General features: G+C 33.9%; 27 protein-coding genes and 1 pseudogene. 19 read left to right on the plus strand and 9 right to left on the minus strand.

What is annotated here, in order from left to right; translation table 11 throughout:
- The first annotated feature begins 547 nt into the window (after positions 1-547).
- The 18 genes from A9G03_RS01195 to A9G03_RS01280 all read left to right on the plus strand — a co-directional run bounded on the left by A9G03_RS01195 (position 548) and on the right by A9G03_RS01280 (position 15362).
- On the plus strand, positions 548-1012 hold the full coding sequence (locus tag A9G03_RS01195; protein WP_065798196.1) for an STY0301 family protein: 465 nt from the start codon (positions 548-550) through the stop codon (positions 1010-1012).
- Positions 1013-1150: 138 nt separating this feature from the next.
- On the plus strand, positions 1151-1660 hold the full coding sequence (locus A9G03_RS01200) for an STY0301 family protein (RefSeq protein WP_065798197.1): 510 nt from the start codon (positions 1151-1153) through the stop codon (positions 1658-1660).
- Positions 1661-2117: 457 nt separating this feature from the next.
- On the plus strand, positions 2118-2321 hold the full coding sequence (locus A9G03_RS01205; protein WP_065634430.1) for a tail protein X: 204 nt from the start codon (positions 2118-2120) through the stop codon (positions 2319-2321).
- Between the two features lie 311 nt (positions 2322-2632).
- Positions 2633-3049 (plus strand): phage tail protein, encoded by a 417-nt coding sequence (locus A9G03_RS01210; RefSeq protein ID WP_065798198.1) that lies wholly within the window; start codon positions 2633-2635, stop codon positions 3047-3049.
- Positions 3050-3938: 889 nt separating this feature from the next.
- Positions 3939-4577, plus strand: coding sequence for a phage baseplate assembly protein V (locus A9G03_RS01215; protein WP_065798199.1), 639 nt, complete (start codon positions 3939-3941; stop codon positions 4575-4577).
- On the plus strand, positions 4574-4927 hold the full coding sequence (locus tag A9G03_RS01220; RefSeq protein ID WP_065634427.1) for a GPW/gp25 family protein: 354 nt from the start codon (positions 4574-4576) through the stop codon (positions 4925-4927). Before A9G03_RS01215 ends, A9G03_RS01220 begins: the two co-directional genes overlap by 4 nt.
- Positions 4915-5826, plus strand: coding sequence for a baseplate J/gp47 family protein (locus A9G03_RS01225; protein ID WP_065634426.1), 912 nt, complete (start codon positions 4915-4917; stop codon positions 5824-5826). Before A9G03_RS01220 ends, A9G03_RS01225 begins: the two co-directional genes overlap by 13 nt.
- Positions 5816-6421: a phage tail protein I gene (locus A9G03_RS01230; protein WP_065798200.1), complete on the plus strand. Its 606-nt coding sequence runs from the start codon at positions 5816-5818 to the stop codon at positions 6419-6421. Before A9G03_RS01225 ends, A9G03_RS01230 begins: the two co-directional genes overlap by 11 nt.
- The gene (locus A9G03_RS01235; RefSeq protein WP_065798201.1) at positions 6418-8154 is read left to right on the plus strand and encodes a phage tail-collar fiber domain-containing protein; all 1737 of its coding nucleotides are present in this window, start codon (positions 6418-6420) and stop codon (positions 8152-8154) included. The genes A9G03_RS01230 and A9G03_RS01235 overlap by 4 nt, the downstream gene beginning before the upstream one ends.
- 3 nt (positions 8155-8157) lie before the next feature.
- Positions 8158-8607, plus strand: coding sequence for a tail fiber assembly protein (locus A9G03_RS01240; protein ID WP_065798202.1), 450 nt, complete (start codon positions 8158-8160; stop codon positions 8605-8607).
- A 773-nt stretch (positions 8608-9380) separates the two neighbouring features.
- Complete coding sequence (locus A9G03_RS01245; protein ID WP_065634422.1) at positions 9381-10556, plus strand: phage tail sheath protein; 1176 nt, start codon at positions 9381-9383, stop codon at positions 10554-10556.
- Between the two features lie 13 nt (positions 10557-10569).
- Positions 10570-11082, plus strand: a complete 513-nt coding sequence (locus A9G03_RS01250) for a phage major tail tube protein (RefSeq protein WP_065634421.1) — start codon at positions 10570-10572, stop codon at positions 11080-11082.
- Positions 11083-11140: 58 nt separating this feature from the next.
- Positions 11141-11440: a phage tail assembly protein gene (locus A9G03_RS01255; RefSeq protein ID WP_065634420.1), complete on the plus strand. Its 300-nt coding sequence runs from the start codon at positions 11141-11143 to the stop codon at positions 11438-11440.
- Between the two features lie 8 nt (positions 11441-11448).
- Complete coding sequence (locus A9G03_RS01260; RefSeq protein ID WP_065634419.1) at positions 11449-11568, plus strand: GpE family phage tail protein; 120 nt, start codon at positions 11449-11451, stop codon at positions 11566-11568.
- Positions 11561-13504 (plus strand): hypothetical protein, encoded by a 1944-nt coding sequence (locus A9G03_RS01265; RefSeq protein ID WP_065798203.1) that lies wholly within the window; start codon positions 11561-11563, stop codon positions 13502-13504. The genes A9G03_RS01260 and A9G03_RS01265 overlap by 8 nt, the downstream gene beginning before the upstream one ends.
- A 1-nt stretch (position 13505) precedes the next feature.
- Positions 13506-13934 carry a phage tail protein gene (locus A9G03_RS01270; protein ID WP_065798204.1) on the plus strand — a complete coding sequence of 143 codons (429 nt, stop codon included), beginning with the start codon at positions 13506-13508 and terminating at the stop codon, positions 13932-13934.
- A gap of 7 nt (positions 13935-13941) precedes the next feature.
- Complete coding sequence (locus A9G03_RS01275; protein ID WP_082209374.1) at positions 13942-15060, plus strand: contractile injection system protein, VgrG/Pvc8 family; 1119 nt, start codon at positions 13942-13944, stop codon at positions 15058-15060.
- An 83-nt stretch (positions 15061-15143) separates the two neighbouring features.
- Entirely contained in the window at positions 15144-15362 is a 219-nt protein-coding gene (locus A9G03_RS01280) for an ogr/Delta-like zinc finger family protein (RefSeq protein ID WP_065633969.1), read from the plus strand.
- Between the two features lie 255 nt (positions 15363-15617).
- Here A9G03_RS01280 and A9G03_RS01285 read toward each other — a convergent pair whose 3' ends face one another.
- Complete coding sequence (locus A9G03_RS01285) at positions 15618-16439, minus strand: VirK/YbjX family protein (protein WP_065798205.1); 822 nt, start codon at positions 16437-16439, stop codon at positions 15618-15620.
- A gap of 677 nt (positions 16440-17116) precedes the next feature.
- Here A9G03_RS01285 and A9G03_RS01290 point away from each other — a divergent pair.
- The gene (locus A9G03_RS01290; protein ID WP_065798206.1) at positions 17117-17701 is read left to right on the plus strand and encodes a hypothetical protein; all 585 of its coding nucleotides are present in this window, start codon (positions 17117-17119) and stop codon (positions 17699-17701) included.
- On the opposite strand, the gene A9G03_RS01295 is transcribed toward A9G03_RS01290, so the two are convergent.
- The 8 genes and pseudogenes from A9G03_RS01295 to A9G03_RS01330 all read right to left on the minus strand — a co-directional run bounded on the left by A9G03_RS01295 (position 17702) and on the right by A9G03_RS01330 (position 23777).
- Complete coding sequence (locus A9G03_RS01295) at positions 17702-19369, minus strand: terminase large subunit (RefSeq protein WP_065798207.1); 1668 nt, start codon at positions 19367-19369, stop codon at positions 17702-17704.
- The gene (locus A9G03_RS01300) at positions 19353-19697 is read right to left on the minus strand and encodes a phage terminase small subunit P27 family (protein ID WP_065798208.1); all 345 of its coding nucleotides are present in this window, start codon (positions 19695-19697) and stop codon (positions 19353-19355) included. Before A9G03_RS01300 ends, A9G03_RS01295 begins: the two co-directional genes overlap by 17 nt.
- Positions 19698-19839: 142 nt before the next feature.
- Positions 19840-20208: pseudogene (locus tag A9G03_RS12805) on the minus strand (HNH endonuclease).
- Between the two features lie 7 nt (positions 20209-20215).
- Positions 20216-20512: a head-tail connector protein gene (locus A9G03_RS01310; protein WP_065798209.1), complete on the minus strand. Its 297-nt coding sequence runs from the start codon at positions 20510-20512 to the stop codon at positions 20216-20218.
- Positions 20502-20834 carry a phage head closure protein gene (locus tag A9G03_RS01315; protein WP_065798210.1) on the minus strand — a complete coding sequence of 111 codons (333 nt, stop codon included), beginning with the start codon at positions 20832-20834 and terminating at the stop codon, positions 20502-20504. Before A9G03_RS01315 ends, A9G03_RS01310 begins: the two co-directional genes overlap by 11 nt.
- Positions 20831-22030: a phage portal protein gene (locus tag A9G03_RS01320; RefSeq protein WP_065798211.1), complete on the minus strand. Its 1200-nt coding sequence runs from the start codon at positions 22028-22030 to the stop codon at positions 20831-20833. Before A9G03_RS01320 ends, A9G03_RS01315 begins: the two co-directional genes overlap by 4 nt.
- A gap of 2 nt (positions 22031-22032) precedes the next feature.
- Positions 22033-22587: an HK97 family phage prohead protease gene (locus A9G03_RS01325; protein WP_065798212.1), complete on the minus strand. Its 555-nt coding sequence runs from the start codon at positions 22585-22587 to the stop codon at positions 22033-22035.
- Positions 22588-22619: 32 nt separating this feature from the next.
- Complete coding sequence (locus A9G03_RS01330; RefSeq protein WP_065798213.1) at positions 22620-23777, minus strand: phage major capsid protein; 1158 nt, start codon at positions 23775-23777, stop codon at positions 22620-22622.
- Positions 23778-23917 lie beyond the last annotated feature (140 nt).

The following is a 23917-nucleotide window of genomic DNA, read 5'->3' on the forward strand; positions in this document are numbered from 1 at the left end:
CTTTTATTAAATCTTACCCTATTAAATTAATTTCATTTTAAAAAAATAAAACTTAACTAAATTAATTGGTTACAACTTTTATCAGTAAAAGCAAGATGATAACAAATACTACATCTTATTTATAATAATTCAATAAATAAATTCACTTTGCGATAGTATTAATAATAAAATCTACAACAACCCTTCATGTTTATGCATAAGTTGTCATGCATAATCTAACAGCGACTTAACTAACAGTATATTACTGTATATAAAATTTAATATTAATATTTAGTCTAAATATCAACAGCTTTCTTTACTCATTAACATTTTTGACTTTGTTAACTATTTATCATCAGTTAGTGCGTTTAAAAATTCATCCAACGATGCTGATAAATAATCGCTATTTTCCGTGAAGTTTTGTTCATGAGTTAAACTATCATCCCAGTCCCATAAACGATATCGATAAATAGCACCATTATCAAGCTAAATCTATAAAAGTTATATTAATTGACAAAATTATCGGTATTGAAAATAATAAAGTGTGGATATAAAAAGGATGACAGGTATGAAAGCTAAAAAGATAAAAACCACACTCATTTTGTTATTAGGGTTTGGCGTATCTAGTGCAGCTAACGCTATTTATGAGATAACATGCCCTGATACTATCGAGGTAAAATCTATCCCTACCGAATTAGAAACGCTACCCGATGGCTGGCAAATAACAGAGCAAAAAAACATGCTATTGCATGTCGATTCAGGTGAAGTTTATTCTGATAGACCAATTAATTTAGGACAACTCATACCTTTTACCGTTACAATTGAAGGTAAAAAGTACAAAAACGCTTGGTTAATAGACAATAATTCTTGGTTCAATTGCTCCTATCAACGTAATCGAGTCCGCCTCATTAAACAGGTCGATCCTAGTATGAAAACCTGTTGGGTCATTTTTGAAAAAGATGCAAAAGGTCATACTAAAGTAAAACTGAATTGCGATAAAGTGTTACACGATGGCCCTAAATCATATTCGTAACCTAAAATGAAGTGATGTTAAGTTTTGATAATCAACAAACTAATAACATTAATTGAAATATTGCATGTTTTTTGTCTCAAATAAAACCAAACATTAATGACTAAAAACATATGCAATGATAAAAGTAAGGCATAAATGATGAAAGCAAAGATTTTGACTATTACAAGCTCGTTATTAATTGTAGCAGTTAGCTGTAATTTGGCGTTCGCCAATGAAGAGATAGTTTGTCCAAACTCGGTAACCATAAAATATGCGAAACCTGACCTCAATATTGTGCCTGAAGGTTGGGAAGTATCAGAAAAAGGCTATGATAAGACCAAAATAAAAACATTAGCTATACCCGAAGATATTGCTAAAAGCCCTATCTATATTGAGCGAATTGAAATTTATGCAGGACAATCATTGGATACAGCTGAGCCAATAATGCCAAAGACAGCAACCATTAATGGCAAAAAGTATAAAAATGTTTGGTCCTTAGATAGCACAAATAGTCATTATTGGGTTAACTGTGTTTATAGCTATAACGACGAAGTGCAGATCAATAAATCCATTAGCGCTGAATTGAAAACCTGCCGAGCAAATTATTCAACCGTCAAAAATAGAGGCGCACAGGCTAAACTGGTATGTAGTACAGAAGAACTGAAATAAATTATACAGATTATAAATTTGCTTATTTATTTAACTAACTATCAACCAATACAAGCAAAAGAATAGCTTGATTGGTGGTACAAACTTCATCATTCAACAGATTAAAACCGAATAATCGAATTTATTTTTTAACAAGAAGTTTAAGGAAACACCTACGTTTCAATATAAAAGTTAGTTTGAATTTAAGTAGCTAACTATTTTGTTTTACCTTATCAGTAACCATTTGTAATCCTTTCCGATACAACCACTGTTGATTGTTAAAAAAGCCTTAACCAACGATCATATCTCTACTAGACATTTTAACCGGGTGACCCTCACACTTCGGCGGTTCAATGGTCTAAATATTGCTTTCATTATTTACCTTTGTTTACCACCGATTTTATTTTGTCATCTGACAAAGTGAGTTCTTGGCTTGAATATGTCTAGACTATCTTAATCATTAATGGAGTATCTAATCATGCTTGTTTATTCAATGCAAAATGAAACAGTTGACGCATTAGCATATCGCGTTTTTGGTAGCACGGCTGGTATTGTAGAAACTATTTATCAAAATAACCCTAATCTATGTGAACTACCTGCCATGTTACCAATGGGCACCGCTGTCAATGTTCCTGAGTTTGTATCTGAACCTGAAAAAAATCAGATTAATTTATGGGATTAATTAATTCAAAACCATAGTTTTTGTTTGCTTTACAGCAAAAAAACAGGCTCGGTTCTATTAATCCACATCGATGACTTAATCGTCTCAATAATAAATTCAAGTAGGACAACGAAAAGAGTATTTATTAAATAATAATAAACGTCTTGAACTAAGTGTAAAGATCGAATCATACTAAAACTAAACTCGAATAATAACCATTCAAACATGATTTAAAATAACAAAATGCTACGTTAATTTAGAATAATTCCTATTATATGTTTGGTATGGGTATATACGAGTAGTAATAACTCAACATAATCAAAGAGATTACTATGAAAAAAATTGATAACCTGAAACAATTTCTTCTCGAAAAAAAACTGATTAACAATGCCGCTTCACAATTACAAATGGCAGTAACAAACGGTCATATCGAAGCGATTACCGCTAATAATTTAGTGCTTTTTTATCATTATACTTTGCATTTAACTTTTGATAATTACCAATTTCCATTTGAAGGACTAATGGAGGTAATAGTTAGTTGGATGACAAACAATCAAAGCGACAGTATGCTAAATCCAGAATCACGTAAAACGTCAATTAAATTCGATGTTCAAGAAATCACTGAATGCCATTGCAAAATAAATATTAAGCTAAAATTGTCAGAACGCATTCTTACACAAAATATAAATGAAGCATTACAATCTCAATTAATTAAAGACAAAATTCTTGATGAAGATTTATTAAATTAGTAAGATTTTCATTTCTATAATAAGTTAAAATATCTGCCTACTTTATATAAGGTGTAATAATAAACACCTTGTTCTATTCTATTTCTAATTTGATATAAATAATTTATATTGAACACATTCGAATAGAAATAAAATCGATATTTGTTAATCCTTTTGCTAAGTGCATTGAACGTATGCGAAAATTTTGAATTATTTAGGTTAAATGGACGCATTTATGCAACGATAAAATAATAATCCGATTTTTTCGAGTATATCAATTTTGTTAAAACAGTGATGTGCAATGAACTTATATCTACATTATTTTTTATTTTAAAAGAATAAAATAGCCATAATATTGTAAAATATTTTATAATTTGAATTAGTATAAAAAGACTGGAATGGTTGACTTTAATGTGATGATAAATTGATAATTCCTATTACTCGATAAAACACTAAATTAGTTTATTTTAAGAGTGTTAGTAATATCTAACAATATCAATATATCCTACCTAAAATAGCATATTTCTCCTTTTATTATAGTAACGCGCCCAACTTCCCCTACTCTTCCCTATAATCTTAAGAATTAAAATCCGCTAATTATATAATGTTGGTTGTTTTCAGCCCCCTTTTGCTCACAAAATAATAAACTATCATTCTTATTGTTATTTTTTAACAAACCGTAATCAAATGGCTGATGTTAACAACATAAGAATTGTGTGCTACGCAGCTTTTCAAAACATAATTTATTCAATGAAAGTAACATCCATATAAGTTGTAAATACATTTATAACCAACCCCATCTATTGTTTTAGTCACGCTAATAATGATTAGCTGATCGTGAATTTTGTAACTAAATATTCTACAAATAAGGTCGCTTTATTTTCAAAGCATAATTGACGATTATAGCGCCATGAAAACATATCATCCAGCCGACTTAGTCGACATATTACGAAAAATAGAAAATCTGATCCGTCCCGGTGTAGTTTGTGAAACAAAAGGTGACAGGGTTAGAGTCCGTTCCGGCAATCTTATTACAGCTTGGTTGCCCTGGTTTACTCATCGAGCAGGTAAAAGCCGTTCATGGTGGCGCCCATCTGTTGGAGAGCAGGTGTTCATCTTAAGTCCCAATGGTAATTTGGAGCTAGGGTGCGTATTACCAAGCCTTTATTGCAATGATAATCCAGCACCTTCAAATTCTGAAGATGGATATTGTGTGACTTTTCCCGATGGCGCTTCATTCGAATACGAACCTAAAACTAGCAGCTTAACCATAAAGGGAATAAAAACAGCAGTCATTGAAGCTAGCGAGCAAATTACCGCTAAAGCTGGTACTAAAATTCACCTTGATACACCACTTGTCGAATGTAGTGACCATGTCACATTTAAATCTTTCAATGCAACAGGAGGTGGACAAAGTGGCAATACCGGATATTTAACAGGCAATGTGATTCATCAGCAAGGTCAATTATCGTCCAATGGTATTGTTTTAGATTCACACATCCACACAGGCGTTAAAGCTGGTGGCGAAACAACAGGAAAACCCACATGAGTTATATTGGCATGAATTGTAAAACTGGGCGCACGATTACTGATATGGAGCATATCAACCAATCTATTAAAGATATTTTAACAACTCCTGTCGGTTCTCGAATTGAACGTCGTAATTATGGTTCATTACTTTTTTTATTATTGGATCATCCCAATACCGAGGCAACAAGATTAAAAGTGATTTCTGCAACAGTAATGGCATTAAGCCAATGGGAGCCACGTATAAAAATAGATGCAGTTGATATTTTTAATGATAACGAAAAATTAACAGTGCAAATCGTTGGTTCACGAACAGATAAACCAAATGAAGCATTTAGCAGCGAGATTGAGGTAGCAACATGGCAACATTAACAGATCTTTCATTATTACCCCCACCTGACATTATTGAATCGTTAGATTTTGAAAAGATCTTTCAACAACGTAAAGATAAATTTATAGCACTTTATAGTGATGAACAACAGCAAGAAGTCGCCAAAACATTACAATTTGAAAGTGAGCCAATTGTTAAATTATTGCAAGAAAGTGCCTATTATGAATTAATTTTACGTCAACGAATTAATGAAGCATCACAAGCCTTGATGATTGCACATGCTAAAGGTCGTGATCTTGATAACTTAGGCGCGAATTTTAATGTACAACGTTTAGTGATTCAACCTGAAGATAATAGTGTTGTTCCGGCAATTAAACAAATTAAAGAATCAGACAGTGATTTTAGGCTGCGTATTCAAAGTGCGTTTGAAGGATTATCTGTTGCTGGTCCTAGAGCTGCCTATGAATTTTTTGCACGAAGTGCTGATGGACGAGTATTGGATGCAGCTGCTGAAAGTCCTTCACCTGCTTGTGTAACTCTTGCAATTTTGTCGCGAGAAAATAATGGCAAAGCATCGGATGAATTAATAGCAATTGTCAAACAAGCCGTAAATGAAGAAAATCGTCGTCCAATCGCTGACCGTGTCACAGTCAAATCAGTCGATTTGATTCACTATAATATTAAAGCGTCACTTTATCTATACCCAGGACCTGAATCTGAACCGATAAAAAAGACAGCAATCAATAATTTACAAAATTATATAACCGAAAAACACCGAATTGGTAGACGCATTAGTCGCAGTGCAATCATCTCTGCTTTACATGTGGTTGGCGTTGAACGAGTAGAATTACATGAACCTGTGCAAGATATATTAGTTAATCGCGAACAAGCCAGTTTTTGTTCTGATTATCAAATAGAGGTAGCTGGTTATGGCGAATAAAACGCTACTCCCCCCATCTGCGACAAGACTTGAGAAGAATCTTTCTCAAGCTATGCTTTGTGAACCACCAATTCCCTTGCGTTCACTTTGGGATCCAATGACTTGTCCTTTTGAGCTACTACCCTATTTAGCTTGGCAATACAGTGTTGATCGCTGGGATGAAAATTGGTCAGAGAAAACGAAAAGAAAGGTTATTGCTGAGGCTTTTGAAATTCATAAATTGAAAGGTACTAAAGAAGCAATTCGTCGCGCAGTCGAACCATTCGGTTATTTAATTAGTATTACCGAATGGTGGCAAAACGACCAAAAACCTGGCACTTTTGCATTACAAATAGGTGTTTTAGATAAAGGCATTACTGCCGACTCTTACAAAGAATTAAATCGAATTATTGACGATGTAAAACCCGTTTCACGTCAATTGTCTTCACTCTCAATTCAATTAGTATCCAAAGGTGAAATCACCGTTGGTGCTAGCTGTTACGATGGGAATATTCTTTATATTTACCCTTATGTGGCTGAAACAATAACTACAACCTCCGAACGCCAATTAGGCGCAATTATTCACTTAATCGATACAATGAGCATAAAACCATGAGTCAAACTTACTATACAATATTAACTAAACAAGGCGCTGCATTGCTGGCTAATGCAACAGCTTTAGGGGTGCCATTAAAATTAACCCAAATGGGTGTTGGTGATGGCAATGGATCTATTCCTAAACCGATAGCCACTCAAACAAAACTGGTTCATGAGGTAAGACGAGCTGCCATCAACACATTATTTGTTGATAAACAGAATCCAAATCAAATCATCGCTGAACAAGTCATTCCTGAAAACGAAGGTGGTTGGTTTATTCACGAAATCGGTTTATACGATGATAAAGGCAATTTAATCGCTGTCGGTAATTGCCCTGCAACTTATAAACCTAAATTAGTTGAAGGTAGTGGCCGAACCCAAGTAATAAGAATGGTAATTATAGTCGATAACGTCAACTCGGTTGAACTAAAAATCGATCCTTCTGTGGTACTTGCAACTCGTGAATATGTTGATAACTTAATTGCAACGAAAATGGAAGCACATGAAAAATCAACTAATCACCCTGATGCGACAACTAAATCAAAAGGATTTGTACAATTAAGCTCAGCAACGAATAGTACAGCGGAAGACCAAGCAGCAACGCCTTTAGCAGTAAAAAATACTTATGACTTGGCAGCAAACTCAGTTAAAAAATCAGGGGATGTAATCAGTGGACAATTAAAGTTTGAATACAAAGCGTACGGTATCAAATTCAATTATGAAAATCCTGATAATGTTACAGTAATTCGCCCAGTTGGAGACAATTTCTCATTTCTTTTTTATGATGCAGAAAAACAGAATTGGTTTACAAAGCTTAAGTACACTAATAGTGGAAATGCGTGGAGATTTGAAAATATTAATAACGTCACTATCAATGGTAAATCTGCACTTAAACAAGGTGATCATGGTATCGGTCAAAGGAATCTATTATCTAATGTCGATTCGTTTGAATTATCTGGACTAGGATTTATTACCGATTCAACAACCGGCAATAAACCTTTTCCATACGCAGAAATTCTTCAATCAGGTAATAATAATTCTGAAGCAGTACAGTTTGCAATGGATATACTAAGCAATCGAGCAAAAATGCGATCAGGGTTTTCAAATACATGGAATAACTGGAATGAATTTATTACAACAGAAAATTTAGTCCATTACGCATATCGATATCATGGTGATTTATTTGAAAGAAGCTTAAATGATTTAAAAGGTCAACAACATGGTGTTTACTTCCAACATCATAATACAAGAGCGCTTCCTGAAAGAGGTTATCCTATCGAGCAAGCTGGCGCGTTACAAGTATTTGTTAACTATGGTAACTCTCCTGATGGATGCACTCAAATCTATACGACATATCGAGAAAATCGTCAATTTATGCGTAGCTATTATGCATATGAAAATCAATGGTCACTATGGGTCGAACATATAACAACAGAAAATATAAATGATCATATTTTAAATAGATTTTCACAATCATTTAGTAAAAGCGGTTACACAAAACTACCAAACGGTCTATTAATCCAGTGGGGTGAAACTCAATACTTACCTGATAATGGTGAGGAAGGTACGATTCAATCTTTTTATACAACGTTTCCAAACGCATGTTTTGCGATTGTTACAAATGATGGCTATGGAGGGGTACATTCGACCGCAGCTCAACCAGTATCGCAGTCCCATTTCCGATGCTGGGGTAAAGCCAGCACTGGTCAATTATTACAAACAGGTATCTTCTATATTGCAATAGGATTTTAAGTCATGAAACATTTTTATAATACAGAAACACAATCATTTTTTATTGATACGATTAATGATGCAATACCATTAACAGCTATTGAAATCACACAAGAGCAACATGATGAATTATTTAATGCCATAAATATGGGATGCATCATATTTGATGATTTAACTTATTCTGAGCCAAAACCTTCACAATTTTACGAATGGGATAAAAGAAAGAAAAAATGGGTTGAAAATATCAAAGCTCGTAATGATTATACATACGAACAAAATCACTTAACAAAAAAATCTTTGTTAAGTGAAGCTAATGATAAAATTTCTTATTTGCAAGATGCCGTTGATGCAGAAATGGCTACCGAACAAGAAGTCAAACAGCTTGGAGAGTGGAAAAGATATCGAGTTTTAGTGAATCGTATTGATGTTGAACAAACAGAAGAAATCGAATGGCCAACTAAACCTATTAAGTAATATAAATTGATTGGCTAATTAAAAAATAAAACAACTGTCATTTGCTATAACCAAAATACAATAGAAGATGACAGTTCAAACACAATTTTCAATCAATTGTATTAATTAAATCATAATGCAATCTAAACGGTAGCGATCCAAATAAGACATGAGCATTAAAGATTAAGTTGGTATATATTAAATTCTCGACAATCTCATCTCACTGATTTATGACGTTGTCACTAAAAGTGTATGATGGATAACCTCACCTAATTTCAATTTAATTTGAAGTCATAATTTCAAAGTTTGAACCAATCAAATGATGTTACCAAAACTTTGTATATTATTTTCAGCTACACTTAGCTTTCTCCCCAAAAAATAACCATAAATATCAATTCATTTCTATACAATTCAGCTAGTAACTCAGGGGAACTAAGTTATTTAGCTAATCACCCTAAGCAATAAAATTTTCTGCTTACCACAAACTAAATTATTTATATCATTATTAATTTGACAGCTTTATTTAAATTATATTCCATGATGTATTTCAGTCTATCTCGCTAGATTTATATCATTTTTAGCACAAGTCACACCAAAATTAAGATTACATAATTTCACTAAAAAATAAAATAACAAACAAATTAATGTTGTTTTATCAGCCTTTATTACCATTTATTTACGCTTCAGTTGTAACAATATTACTTACAAATTTAAGAACTAACACTCTTTTCTTAAATATGTGACTATAAGCTCGCACATTAACCTTACCATATATTAATCACAACGGAGATCTTATGGCTAACGATTATCATCATGGCGTCCGAGTCATCGAAATCAATGAAGGAACACGTACTATCCGAACAGTTTCAACAGCTGTTATTGGGGTCGTCTGTACTGGAGAGGATGCCGATGCAACTTATTTTCCACTTAACACCCCTATTTTAATTACAAATATCAATACGGCAATTGGTAAAGCAGGTTCTCAAGGTACTCTAAAACCAACACTAGAAGCAATTGCTGATCAATGTACACCAGTAATTGTTGTTGTACGTGTTGAAAAAGGCGCATCTACTGCAGAGACAGAAGCCAATATTATTGGTACTACAACCGAGAATGGCAAATATACCGGTATGAAAGCCCTTCTTTCAGCACAAACACAGTTAAAGGTCAAACCGCGCATTTTGGGCGTACCGGGTTATGACTCGTTACCTGTTGCAACAGCATTAGTGTCATTAGCGCAAAAATTACGTGCATTTTGCTATGTTTCAGCTTTTGGCGCAAAAACAAAAGAACAAGCGGTGCTCTATCGCGATAAATTAGGTGCTCGCGAAGCTATGATCATTTGGCCAGATTTTGTAGGGTTTGATACCACAAAAAAATCAAATGTTACATTGTCTGCAACTGCACGAGCATTAGGTTTACGTGCACAAATTGACCAAAAGGTAGGTTGGCATAAAACTCTATCTAATGTACCAGTTAATGGTGTCACCGGTATTTCACATGACGTATTTTGGGATTTACAAGAAGAAAGTTCAGACTCAAACTACCTTAACGAAAATGAAGTAACAACATTGATTTGTAATCAAGGTTACCGTTTTTGGGGCTCACGTACCTGCTCTTCAGATACCTTATTTGCTTTCGAAAACTATACACGGACAGCACAAGTATTAGCTGATACGATTGCTGAAGCGCAATTTCAATTAGTCGATGCACCTATGCATGCTTCTTTAATTAAAGATTTAGTCGAGTCGATTAATAATAAATTCCGTGAATTGAAATCTAATGGTTATATCGTTGATGGTAAAGCCTGGTTTGATCCAGAATCAAATACAGCCGATATATTAAAAGCTGGCAAACTTTATATCGATTACGATTATACCCCAGTGCCCCCACTTGAAAATCTTATGCTACGCCAACGTATTACCGATAAATATCTAATCGAATTGGCTGACTCAGTTGCTACAAACTAAGGAGAACAACTAAATGGCTCTACCTAAAAAACTCAAATACTTCAATGTCTATGTTAATGGTACATCGTTCGTTGGTGAAGTGGAATCTTTTACACCACCAAAACTAACTCGTAAGTTTGAAAACTATCGTGGTGCAGGCATGCCAGGTAGTGTTCCAATTGACTTAGGCTACGATGATAACGCACTCACTGTGGAATGGACTATAGGCGGCTTAGCACATGAAGTTCTAAAACAACATGGCGGATTGCTCAATGGCGTAACTTTACGTTTTGCAGGTGCTTACCAAAAAGATGACAGTGAAGATTTTATAAAAGTCGAAATCATCGTCAATGGTCGACATAAAGAACAAGATCGTGGAGAACTTAAACAAGGTGAAAGTAACTCAACAAAAATAACCACACAGTGTACTTATTATAAAGAAATTATTGATAACGAAGAAATAACCGAAATTGATTTTATTAACATGATTGACAAAGTTAATGGTGTAGATCGTTTATCCTCTGCACGTAATGCAATTGGTTTATAAATTAACACATAAAAATTACTATAACTAAGCCCGAAAGGGCTAATTGAGAGATTGATCAATGACAAACACAAATAAAGTAAAACTAAAAACCGGGATTTTATCAGGTAAAAAAATGATTACTGAATTTACCATTCGTAAACCATTAACTGGCGATTTACGTGGTGTTAAATTAATTGATTTTATTGATTTAGATATCGATGCATTAGCAAAAGTATTACCAAGAATTACTATGCCTTCAATTGCTGAACATGAAGTTCTTGGTTTAGATTTAATTGACTTATCTGAAATCACAAAAGTTGTTATCAGTTTTTTGTCCCCGAACTTGAACGATGCGAGCCAAGAATCCCTAACCGAGTAGAAGATGCAATGGCAGATATTGCCTTGATATTTCATTGGCAACCTTCTGAAATGTATAAATTTACTTTAACTGAACTAATGGAATGGCAAGAACAAGCTTGCCAAAGAAACGGTACCCAAAATGGATAATAGAGAAAATATCACATTCCAACAACATTATACAAAAATGGAGCTACCGTTTCGCGCCATTTTTGTGGCTGTTAGTGATTTAAAAACACAGACTAAAATCATATCAAATCAATATAATCGTTACCGCAACTTACAATTAAAACTTAATAACGTGTTATCAAATGGATTAAAACTAACCGATAAAAATAACACGTTAAAGCTTGTTAGACAAAATCGTATTAATTGGTTAACAAAATTAAATAATTCTACTAATCAAACTGTAAATAATCATGATTTAACGCGTGTGATCAAGTCCAATATTATTTTTAAACGTAAATTTCCATTATCAAAAAATGATAATCCTAGGAGAAATTTGTTACACAAAAGCCACGCCAATATAAACTACCAAAAACAAAAAACTGATAATTTAAAATTTAAAAACTGTCATAACCATTTAATTAAAACTGTCCAAAAACTGGCTATCGCAAAAATTAACGCCAATAACAAACTCAATGAGCAACGGGGAAAATTAATTAATTACTCTAATAGCAATATTCAAACACTTTGTCTACCCTTGAATAAAAACACAATATCTATCCGTAACCGAACGTCACGATATATTGCTTCATGGGCCAATATTCATTATTCAACACATAAAATCAAAAGCCCATATAGTAAAAATAGAGATATTATAAAAGCGCATATTAATAGCTTAATTACGCCAAATCATACGGCTGCTCAGATCAATTTTAAAAAAAATATAAACGTAAATAACAACTATTTGAATCGGAATATAAGCTATCCAAAAATTTCAGCTAATCTAAAATTTATAGATAGCTTTACCTATATATTAAATCAATCTGAACCATTTAGGCGTAAAATACAAAATTTGGAATTTGTTACCACTATTCTTGCAATAGATGTATTGGTTAATAACATTAATACAACTAAAACGATTTCACAGCGTGTAAAAGAATGTTTTTTTAATTACTTACCTCAAACAACTAAACATAGTTTTTGGATAGATAAATATCCAAATTTAAAAGCAACATTTAAGCTATTTAAGGTAAATCATCTCTTATATACTAAATCAGCTATTAGTCTAATGAGAAACTTAATATCATCTAGCAACAAAAAAAGTGAAAGGTTCGATCCAAAGTTAATTAGTCATGAGAATTTATCGAATAAAATATTCAATCATACCTATAATAATTTTTTTGCTAAGCTCACCACAACTAAACAAACCAGTACAGACAAGAGGTTAAATAATAGTTTAGAAACGCTCAAACCAATAGCTAGTGCTAATCAACATTATCTAATTTCAACTAACAGTTCAGTCATCATCAGGACTCTAAAATCATTTATTAAAGTTTTTTATTTGCCTCATATAACATTTAACCTTATTGAAAAAAGTTTTACACCCTACAAAATCTTTTCTCAAAAACGTTTCAATGCACTAAAAAAACTGTATTTAGAATTAACCGATAATCCCCATTTACAAATGCTTTTTATAAGAATAGTTAAGGATTTTACCCATCGCTTTAAAAATAAGGTATTGAATAATAGAAAAATAATCTTGAATTTATTTGAAGATACATTGATTGATCATAACTTCCTTAAGGTTTTCTACGACGTTAACCTTAAAACGATTAAAAATAATTTTCAAGCCATTGTTCATGGTAATGATGAAATACTTTATTCCTTGGGCAATTTTGCTAACAAAATTAATCTAACGAAAACCAACATTGAAAATTATCTAGTAAATAGTCATTCAACGCTAGTTACAAATTTGACTAACAAGTTAATTCAAGGAAGTGCTTCACAATATTATATCACTGTAAATGCCGCCCCTGGCATGAATGAACAAGAACTTGCAGATAAAATCACTGAAGAACTTGATCGACGAGAACAACAAAAATTATTTCAATTTCGCAGTAGCTTAAAGGATATCGATTAATATGATGATGTGTTATGGCTTTTTTGTTTTTAGCCTAAAAAATTTACCCTATCAGACCATGAAAATAAATAAAAGTTGGAATTACGTAGCTAATAAAAGAGTGAACAGACGCCCTGCTCTTCAATATACTGGTCCAGATAATGATACAGTTACCTTATCAGGATCAATCTATACTGAAATTACCAATGGTAGACCAAGCCTTGAATTATTAGAAAGAATGGCTTATCTAAAAACGCCATTGCCGCTGATTGAAGGTACTGGTGTACCGCTAGGCTTTTTTGTGCTCGTCAGTGTAGAACGCACCCATAGTGAGCTAAATCGTAATGGCTCACCTCTGAAAATTGACTTTACTATGGTATTAAAAAAAGTCGATATTTCTGACTTTTTTGGTGATAGTAAAATCAGCGACATAATAGATATAATCATATAGGTATAAAATGGCAACCCCTAAATTCAAAATTGAATTATTACCAGATAATAATCAACAAAGTAATTCAGATCAACGCGAAGATTTAACTTCATTATTTGATGCAAGGCTTATATCGATGATAATTACAGATAATCGAGGTTTTGAATCAGATACAATTGAAATGCAACTCAATGATGCCGATGGTAAACTCAAATTACCAAAGCGAAAAGCCAAACTCGCTGTTACATTAGGATGGAGTCAAATTCAAGCAACTGAAAAGGATTCAGATGACAATATCATTGGGCCTAACATCAAAAACGTTTTTTTGATAGATGAAGTTGAACACAGTGGCACACCTGACCTAATGACTATTCGTGGTCGAAGCGCACAAAATACCGAGGAGTTAGAAGAAAAAAAAGAACAAAGTTATGAAAATATTACGCTGGGCGATTTAATTGCTATCATAGCTAAACGAAACAATTTAGCTTATCGTTTTGATAAAGATATTGGGGCCTCGCAAATTTTTCATATGGATCAAACTCTAGAGTCTGATATCTCTTTTCTTACGCGAATGGTAGATGAAGCCGGTGGCGTTGTGACCGTAAAAAACGATATAATGCTCGTGTTTAAAAAAGGAAAGGGTCTTACCGTTGGTGGTAAAATCATACCTCCAGCAATCATCAAGCGAGAGTCGGGAGATAAACATCGATTTTTTACCTCTGAGCGAACAGGTTATACAGGTGTTCAGACCTATTGGTATGATTATGCCAACCCAACTAAAAATCCACATAAAATCATTTATAAAAGTCAGATAGATAAAAGCCAAATTGTATTAAATGGTAAAAAAGAAAAAATCAAAATAATTCGATATGTCTATGCTAATGAAAAAAGTGCTCAAAAAGCAGCAGAAAGCGAATTAAACAAAATAAAACAAGGTACAGCTCAATTTACCATCGAGTTAGCTAAAGGTAGACCGGATCTTTTTACTGAAATGCCGGTTATCGTTGAAGGATTCAAAACAGAAATAGACTCGACCAACTGGACTATCATACAATGCGTTCACACTTTAAAAAGGAGTGCAGGATTCAAAACAACGGTACATTTAGAAATCAAACTTGAAGACGAAATTTATTATAATGAAAATTAAAGCCTAAATAGTAAAAAAACGCTAGACTTAATTTAAGTTTAATATAAAATTAAGCTTAACTTAATTATAAAAGGTATCAAAATATGAAATGTCCACACTGCCGTAGTAAAACTTTTATCCGTTCAAGTGAAGAAATTAGTAATTTAACTCGAAAACAATATTATCAATGCTCCAATCTATATTGTGGTCACACTTTTACTGCAATACAGTCTGTATCAGAAACTATTGTACCTAGCGCTATTCCCGATCCAACGGTAAATATTCCTATATCACCTTATAGTCGTTATGCTAAACATGCATAAATAAAGATCGGGTTAGCGGATTAAACTAACCCGATTACTTAAAAGGCTCTATCAACTTATTATCGTTTATAAAATTACACGTAAAGTGTTAGATATAATAAACGTTAAACTAAATTAAAATAAAAAATAGATCGAATAATTTCAATATAACTAAATAAATTATTGATAGAATAAATTGTCAATATATCAACAATTCATTCTATCATTTTGCTAACAGGTAGTACTTTCACACAAATTACCTATAATACTTTAGTATTATTGAGGGTTAACAATTGCTAAAAGATTTTTTTGACATTGTTCACTAATACTTTCGCGAATTAATTCTCTTTTTTTGAATTCACTTCGCTTATTACTTTTAACATCTTCAATCGATTTTTGTGGCTGATTACAAGGCAATTTAAACCATGCTTTATTATATGAGACACCATTTAATTCTTGCCAAAATTTATCATAATCGAAATCAAATTTACCGAACTTCACATGCCCTTTACTTTTGACAGCGTATATATTTTCGATTTTAAAAAATTTAGCAATTTCCATCATAAAAACCATTATTAAATTCTTAGGTCTAAAACCAAAAAAGTCTTTCGTTAATTGCTTTAATATCTCATTACTTGTATGACCTTGTACCCCCGCGATATAAATTTCATTCAATAACGTTATGGTAAAATGAATTGAAAAAACCAACTGTTCACCAAAACGCATAATAATCCTTAAATCCCCTTCTCTTGGATACAAAGGCGCAGTAAGATGGAACGAAATTTTTGCATCATTCTTACCTTCAACTTGAGCCAACATAATACCATCAAGCTTTTTAGAATAAAGTTTATCTATTACACGTGGATTGATTTTTTGATCAATAAAATCAATATGAGAATTTAAAATAGAGAGCTTTTTATTATACGAAATTTTTTCACTAAGATATTTATGGAATATTTTTTCACTAAATGGATAAGGATTTTCCCATTTCTGGTAAGCTAATGGATATACACTTGAGGTACATTTTTTTTTAAAGTCTGAATAGTTAGATCTATTTAATGTAGCTTTAATATAAAATAAAGTTAATCGCGACTTCATTCCTAGAATTCCTTAATGAGATAACAAACAAAAAATGGGGATTTTTAAGTCATTGTTATAAATGTTTAAATGATAAAAAATAATAATGTATTATTTCATCTTGTGATAATAAGTAAAGCCAATAATATAACAGTTTTTTTAATTTATGGCTTTACACTTAATATATAAAATAACTTACTCACCAATCGATAATCTTACATAATAATTGATAGAACACATTTTTTACATTATAAAATCGCGTATTAATAAAAAAAGTTGTTACTAAAAAGCTATTTATTGTTTAATTACCCAAAAAACTGAATCAATTCCAATTTATGTTGAAATAAAAACTCAATTTAAAAGGAAATAGTAGATGTAGATGTGGTGGCCCCTACTGCCTCCACGCAAACTATAAATAATACTATTAATCAATAAATTATATTAAATTCACTTTTTAACGTATAACATAACGTATAACATTAACCTATATTAGTCGATTCTTAATTAAAGAATCATTTCAACATTCGAAATTGAAAAGTTAAAAGAAAACTTCTTTTTTGTAATTTTATGACACTAACAACACTAACAAAATTAATCAATAATAATCAATAAATTAACCTTGTGTTATTATAGTGTTGTATGTTATTAATGACATGATGTATTTTATAGCTTTAATTATGAATTAAGGTGTTTTTATTATGGTTAAATGGATTATAGAAAATAAAGATTGGGTTGTTCCTTTGTCTGTTGCCCTACTAAGTCTGATCGGAGCTACTTTAGGAGGCTGGTGGTCTGGTAGAAAAAGAATAGGAATTGAAGTTTTATCCAAAAATAGGCAAGAATGGATTAATGATTTAAGAAAAAAAATGGCTTCATTTATTTTGTTGTCGCAAAATGTTCCTATTCAATTGGTTAAAGCATCACACAACGAGCAAAATAAAACTAGCAAAAACCCTCAAGATATTAGCAATACTCTTATGGAAGAATTTCACAGTGGAGTTAATAAAATGAAAGAAATCCAATTTTATGTAGTATTACTATTAAATCCGAATGAGACAAAACCAAAAGAATTAATCAAATTAATGGATGACATTATAAAAGATATGACATCTATTTGGCAGAAATTAACCCCTTCTTCAGAAAGTTCATCACATTATGTTGATGATGGAAAGCCCGCAATAGAAATATATAATGACTTAGTTCATAGTAAAATTCCAAATTTATCAAAAGAAACAAGTTGTATATTAAAAGAGGAATGGGAACGAGTAAAAAAAGGAGTTTGATTATAACTCAATCCCTTTAAATTCGTCTAAAGCTTGTTTTTGTTCATCTGATAGGTTGATATCTATCTCGCCGTACTCAAGCAAGTAAGTACCGAATGACATCAGGAAAGCGACCGCAGGATCAATCTTGTTGGCTGCTTTCTTTTTGTTGGGCTTAATATTGGCATTCGCATCGGTTTCCATCACTACATTACCAACCGCCCAAGAGAGAACAGGATCGCCATTGTGATTAATGCGTTTACGACTGATAAATACCTCGGCAGTTTTTGCAGTTGGGCTATAGCGTGCATAAGTTTGAGGAAATGGCTCAACGTCTAAGCCAATATTTTGTAATTGGGTTCTTAATTGCGTGGCGTTCCACACGTCAAAGCCGATCAGCTTAATATTAAATTGCTCGCTATCTTTTAATATATCATCCCGTATCTGGTCATAATCGATACAATCACCTTTAGTAACCCGTATCCATCCTTGATTAACCCATTTACGGTACATTTCCCTATTTTTGTTGGCCACGTTAGTAAGTTGAAATTCAGGAATGTAATGCCGTGTTAATAATCTAACCTCTGTTTCAAACGGAAATGAATAACAGACGCTAGTAATATCACTGGTGGATGATAAATCTAATCCGGCATAACAATCTAAGCTGTTTAAATTATCCTCCGAATAATCAGCCTTACACTCTGCCCAGCTTCCAATATTCACCCAAGGTGTAGCCCCATTACACCAAATATTAAAGCGTTTAGTGAGCATTTCAACCCACTGGGAGGGTATACCTCTGGCTTTCTTAATGGTGTCTTCTAAAGCTATCCTATCGACTGAAATATCTAGGTTAGGATTGGCTTTAATCCATAAATCAGGGTTATCAATCTCGTTCTCGTCGTCTAATTCATAAATAAGCACTAATTGCGATTCGTTCACCTCGTCACCGGCTAAAATCTGGCAACAATAATCATAATGCTGTTTACACGCTGATATTGTGTTACTACCTGCGGTAGTGATAGCAAATAAAATGCCCTCAGGTCTTGCTCCCATACCAAGCTCAAGGGCTGAATATACGCTGTTATCGGGGTGTAAATGGTATTCATCTACAATGGATAAACTAGGGTTAGTCCCCTCAATAGTCGCTGCTTTTGATGCTAAAGGTCGTAATAGGCTATTTTGCTTAGGGTTGATCACTTTATGCTGTTGAATAGTGACCCTTTTCTTTATTGGCTTGCTAAGTATTGCCATTTGCCTAGCATCATCAAATACGATTCGGGCTTGGTCACGACTAACGGCTGCAGTATAGATATCTTGTTGCCCTTTCTCCATCACTAAAAACCAGTTAGCCAGTATTGCCGCTGTTGTTGATTTAGCGTTCTTTCTCGGTACTTGTACATAGGCACTACGATACTTTCTAAGTCCAGTTTTAACGTGCTTAAATCCTAGCAAATTGGCGAATAAAAATTGTTGCCAAGGCTCAAGCTCAATAGGTTTAGCTCTTAGATGGCCTTTAACGTGAGGACAGACTTTTGAGAATGAAACAAACTTACTGACTACCTCATTATCAAAATAATAATTAGGGTTGTCTAAATCAATAAAATAGCGGTTAATTGCTTGTTTTAAGCGTTTACAAGCAGGAATATCCCCATTTTTAACAGATAACGCGTAATTATGCCAAGCGGTCAAGCTCGTCTTCCTCTTCGGCTTCTACAGGATTTTTTCGACGGCTTACTGGATCAAATCCAAGAAGTGAAGCCATTTTAATCATAATTTTTTCAGCTTCTGACTTAGCACTTAATGCAGGATTACGGCTTTCTGTGCCTTGTGAATTAACGATTGAAAAACCACGTTTAGCAATGTCTTCCATAGCTTTGCGATACATTGAATAATTAACGCAATATAATTCTAAGTTAGTCCAATCGGCCGGCTGAATATCATCACGCTGTGCTAGGTAGTCGGCTCTAAGTTTCCATTGCTCTTTGGCTAATTTATCTAAGTATTTTGGTGCTTTCATTTATTTGTTTTTCCTCTACTTTCTAAAAAATCACCGTGCGTAAAAATTTGAGGAGGGGGGTGGTCTTTTAGCTTTTTGAATTTCTTTGAACATTCCCCCCTACCCACTCATCATATCTGAGGACTGCTATCAGTTGTCTTTATTATGAAGATGACCCAAATCCTCGTTTATCGATTACTCTTGTCTTATAGCTATGACAATCACGGCATAATGGTTGATGATTACTTGCTTGCCAAAAGAAAGGATCTCTTTACCCATGCTCAACCGGTTTAATATGGTCTATCACAGTAGCAGGAGTTAGTAATCCTTTATCCTTACACATCTTGCATAATGGGTTATGCTTGAGATACTCTGTTCGATATATTTGCCATCTGTGGTTATAGCCTCGCTGTGCTGCAGTTCCTCTTATTTTATCCTGTAACTTATTTGTCTTATGTTCGTTACAACGTCCCGTTTTAACACGGTTACGGCAGTTAGGATATGAGCAACGTCTTAATGGCTTTACTGGCATTACTCACCTAATAGATAGCTGGGTCACGGTAAACACTCCATAGTGAAGATATGGCTAACGGTACTTCGTTTACTGCATTAGTGGTAACCATTTCTCTGTTCTCATATAGGTGAGCAATATACATAAGGCAACCTGCTTTGATTGCTGGAGTAAACTCCTGTTTATCAAATGATTTACCGATATGCTTTTGACAAGCTTCAAGGGCTGCATCTATATAGACTTGAAGTAAACTATCTTCTAAGGTGTCACTTTCATCAATACGACAATGTAACTTAACTTCTTGTAAGGTAATATTAGTTATCATTTAAACCACCTTCACATAACAATTCTAAATAGGTTCTTTTGGCATCAGGTAATACTGCTTTAATATTTAAATATTGTGAGCCAACTATCAGGTGCTTAATCCGCCAAGTGGTATCAATATCCTTACGGTAGCGAATATAAATTCTTATTGTAATACTGCTCATTTCTTGCTGAGATAACATAAGCTCTTTACCTGTTACTGCTTTGACCTCAGCCCATACAGTTGCTATGTCTTTCCACTCTTTAATAACTTGGCCAAATGGATCTCGATAGCTCTCGAATTTCTGTAAGGTAATACGCTGTCTTAACCGTCCTATAATCATTCGGCATTATCCTTTTTAACTTCTACGGTTTGCTTCCATGCCTGACTAAACTCTTCACCGCCCTCATAAGGTAGTAATCCCTCTTTTAACCTTGCTTCATTAGGATTCATTACCCCTGATTTAATCGCAATGTTATAACTGTTAAAGCGATCTATCGGACTGGTACGCATTAAATCGGATGTATCAAACTCAATTAAATAACGGCTTTTATCTTCGCTAACATCTATCATCAAGGCATCTTTTAATTGTTGTTCAAAGTTAGTTAGCCATGGTCTTAGCGTTAATGTTAAAAATGAGCGTGTCGCTTCTGAAAAGTTACTGTATGAACTATGCGAATATTCTTGTATAAACATTGGGCTAATATTAAATATTCGAGCGATATCCTCAATTGTAAATCGTCGGCTCTGCAACCACTCAGCATCTTGATTACTCATACCTAGTTGCTCGTACTTCATGCCACCCTCTAGAATTGGGGTTTTACCTGCGTTCTTTGCACCTTTGTAGCGTTCTAATGCGTTTAAGGCTTTTTTGCCTTTTGCATCGTCCATCCATTCAGCCATTGAAACATAACCACTTGCCATTAAGCCATTTTTCATGACCGATGATCCATGTCGTTGTTGCGCAAGTCCTAATCCTATAGCTTCACGGCATATTGTCACAGGTGAACGCCCGATAAAACCGTCATCACTTGCATAACGCAAATGTAATACTTCATCTTGTAAGTAATTTTTGACATTGCCGTCCTCATCAACAATCGAATAAGCATAACGTCCATTTCCTAATCGTTTTGGGGTAACTGCATAAGGTGGAAAGCTTTCAAGTCCATTAGGTCGGCCATCTTTACCCCAATGAATAACCGCATAAGCATTACCCCCTAATAAACAATGTCGCATCATAGTCCGCTTAAATTGGTATGGTGTTTGCTTGGTATTTGGCATCTCATTAAGCAAATATTCAACCGGATGAGTTGATACTCGTTCACGTTCGCCCTTTTTATTAAGCTTATAGAGATAACACGGCATAGAAGCAACCGCTTCACTAATTACCGTGACGGCATTCATCACTGCAGGCAATGCTTCGGCAGAACTGGGTGAGACATATTCCCCCGAATTGGTATTAGGCAAGCCAAGATAAGAGATTAACTCGTCTACCGTCATACTTCGCTCTTCTTTCTTCTTACGGCTAAATAATCCCATGCTTATAACTCCATAAGGTCAAGCCATGCTTTGCTTAAATCTGGTTTTAATTTAGCTTTAGCTTCAAGCATTGAGCGTTTAGCGATTTGGATATCACTTTCTTGGTAGGCTGGCATACTTGTAACAGTTACTTCGAATAGTTCAGCAGTATTTACAGTCCTGATACAAGGCTCTTGATTAAAATCCCATGATTCAGTTGTGGCCATAAAACCAAACGACATACCGCGAATATCACCACGATCAACACTAACGAGTAAATCACGTCCTAATTGTGTGTCGGGAGGTGTAAGCTCAAATCTTAGCCCGATATCATCCTCATTAAGAATTAATGTATTAGATGTTGTCCGACCTAATAGTGCTTTGTGGTCATGTTCAAATAAAGCGCGAATATCAGGATTTTTGCTTAATGATTGGCTAAAGGCTTTTGGCGAAAATTGCTCATAAAATTCACCCCATATTAACTGTGATCGGCTATTCCACTTAACCACATAACCCACAAGCTTAGTATCATCTCGTGATATCTCAGTGCTTCTTATTTCATATTGTTTCTTATCCATATCAACCTCAAAGGGGCATATAGCCCCTATTATTATTTATTTGCTGATAGTTCTAAGATCTTGATAGCATTAGAATCAACCAAACCACCACCTAAATACTTATCAGTGTGAACTTTATAGAATCCTGGTTCTGTAATATTATCTGGACGAGTTCTTACACCTGTTTCGTGGTCTACAATGTAGTAACCTCTTTTAAAATCACCTACTGCAACGACTGCGCCTGTATCATTCATATTTTCCAAATAATGAACAGGTTTACCTAAAAGCATGTCAGGATCGCCCGCTTTTAATCCGTCACGCCAAATATAATCACCATTACCATTTTTAAGTTTTTGTAATGTTGCTGCAGTATTTGAGTTCATTACCCATACAGCATTTTTACGGTATTTCTTTTTAAGTTTGAAAAGTAAATCAATCAAACCATCAGCCGTGATTGCGGTAATTGTCATTTTTTCAAGGGTACCAAATGGACGATCTTTATCTGCTTTAACTGCTTGCGGATAAGCAAGGAAACCTTTAGCTCTTTTCGTGCCGTTACCACTGATTAGGTCTAATTCCTCAGTTTCGACAAAAGTATCCTTGATTTCGTCAGTTAGCCAACTTAAAACATCTAAATCACTAAAGTCTAAGATTTCTTGAGTTGTTTTAGGATAAGCATAAATTGGGTATAATTTGATTGATACTTCTTCAAGTTTAGGATTAGCTGTCTCTGTTCGTGCTGTTCCCTCTTCGCCATGATTAACTACTGCACCACCTACTGATACCAGTTTTTTATACTCATTTGAGCCAATTTTTTTGACGGTACAGATAGCACGCATTTCCGATTCATCCGATAACTGGCGCATGATTTCCTTATCTAACTCAGGAATAACCGTATAACCACCATCAGCAGGAACGCCAGTAGAAAGCGAACGAGCCTCACCAGTACGGATATAGTTGCGTAATTCTTCGTTAGTGAGTTTTTTATCAATTGGTTTAGCTTTATCCGCAAGGCTACGCTCTTCGTTGGCTAAGGTTTCATAGTTTGTAATTTCGGTGTTTAACTCTTCTACTTTTGCCTTAATGGTGTCGAATTGTGTTTTTTCTTCTGGGGTCATACTGCGATTTTCTTGCTCGGCTTTATCAAGCATTGATCGCATTTCAGCTACTTTGGTTGCTTTTAATTGACGTAATTCAATAAGTTTTTTCATATCTTTATTTACCTGTATTTTTGTTATTTACAGCGAGATATGAAAGGCTTTGAAAGGTGATAGCGATTAAACTATAAAAGGTGCTGCGCTTTGGTTTTAGACTGCCATATCTGCGCTAATTATTGGTTTTTCTATTAACC

The sequence above is a fragment of the Gilliamella sp. wkB171 genome (assembly GCF_001693755.1).
Classification (GTDB): Bacteria; Pseudomonadota; Gammaproteobacteria; order Enterobacterales; family Orbaceae; genus Gilliamella; species Gilliamella apicola_F.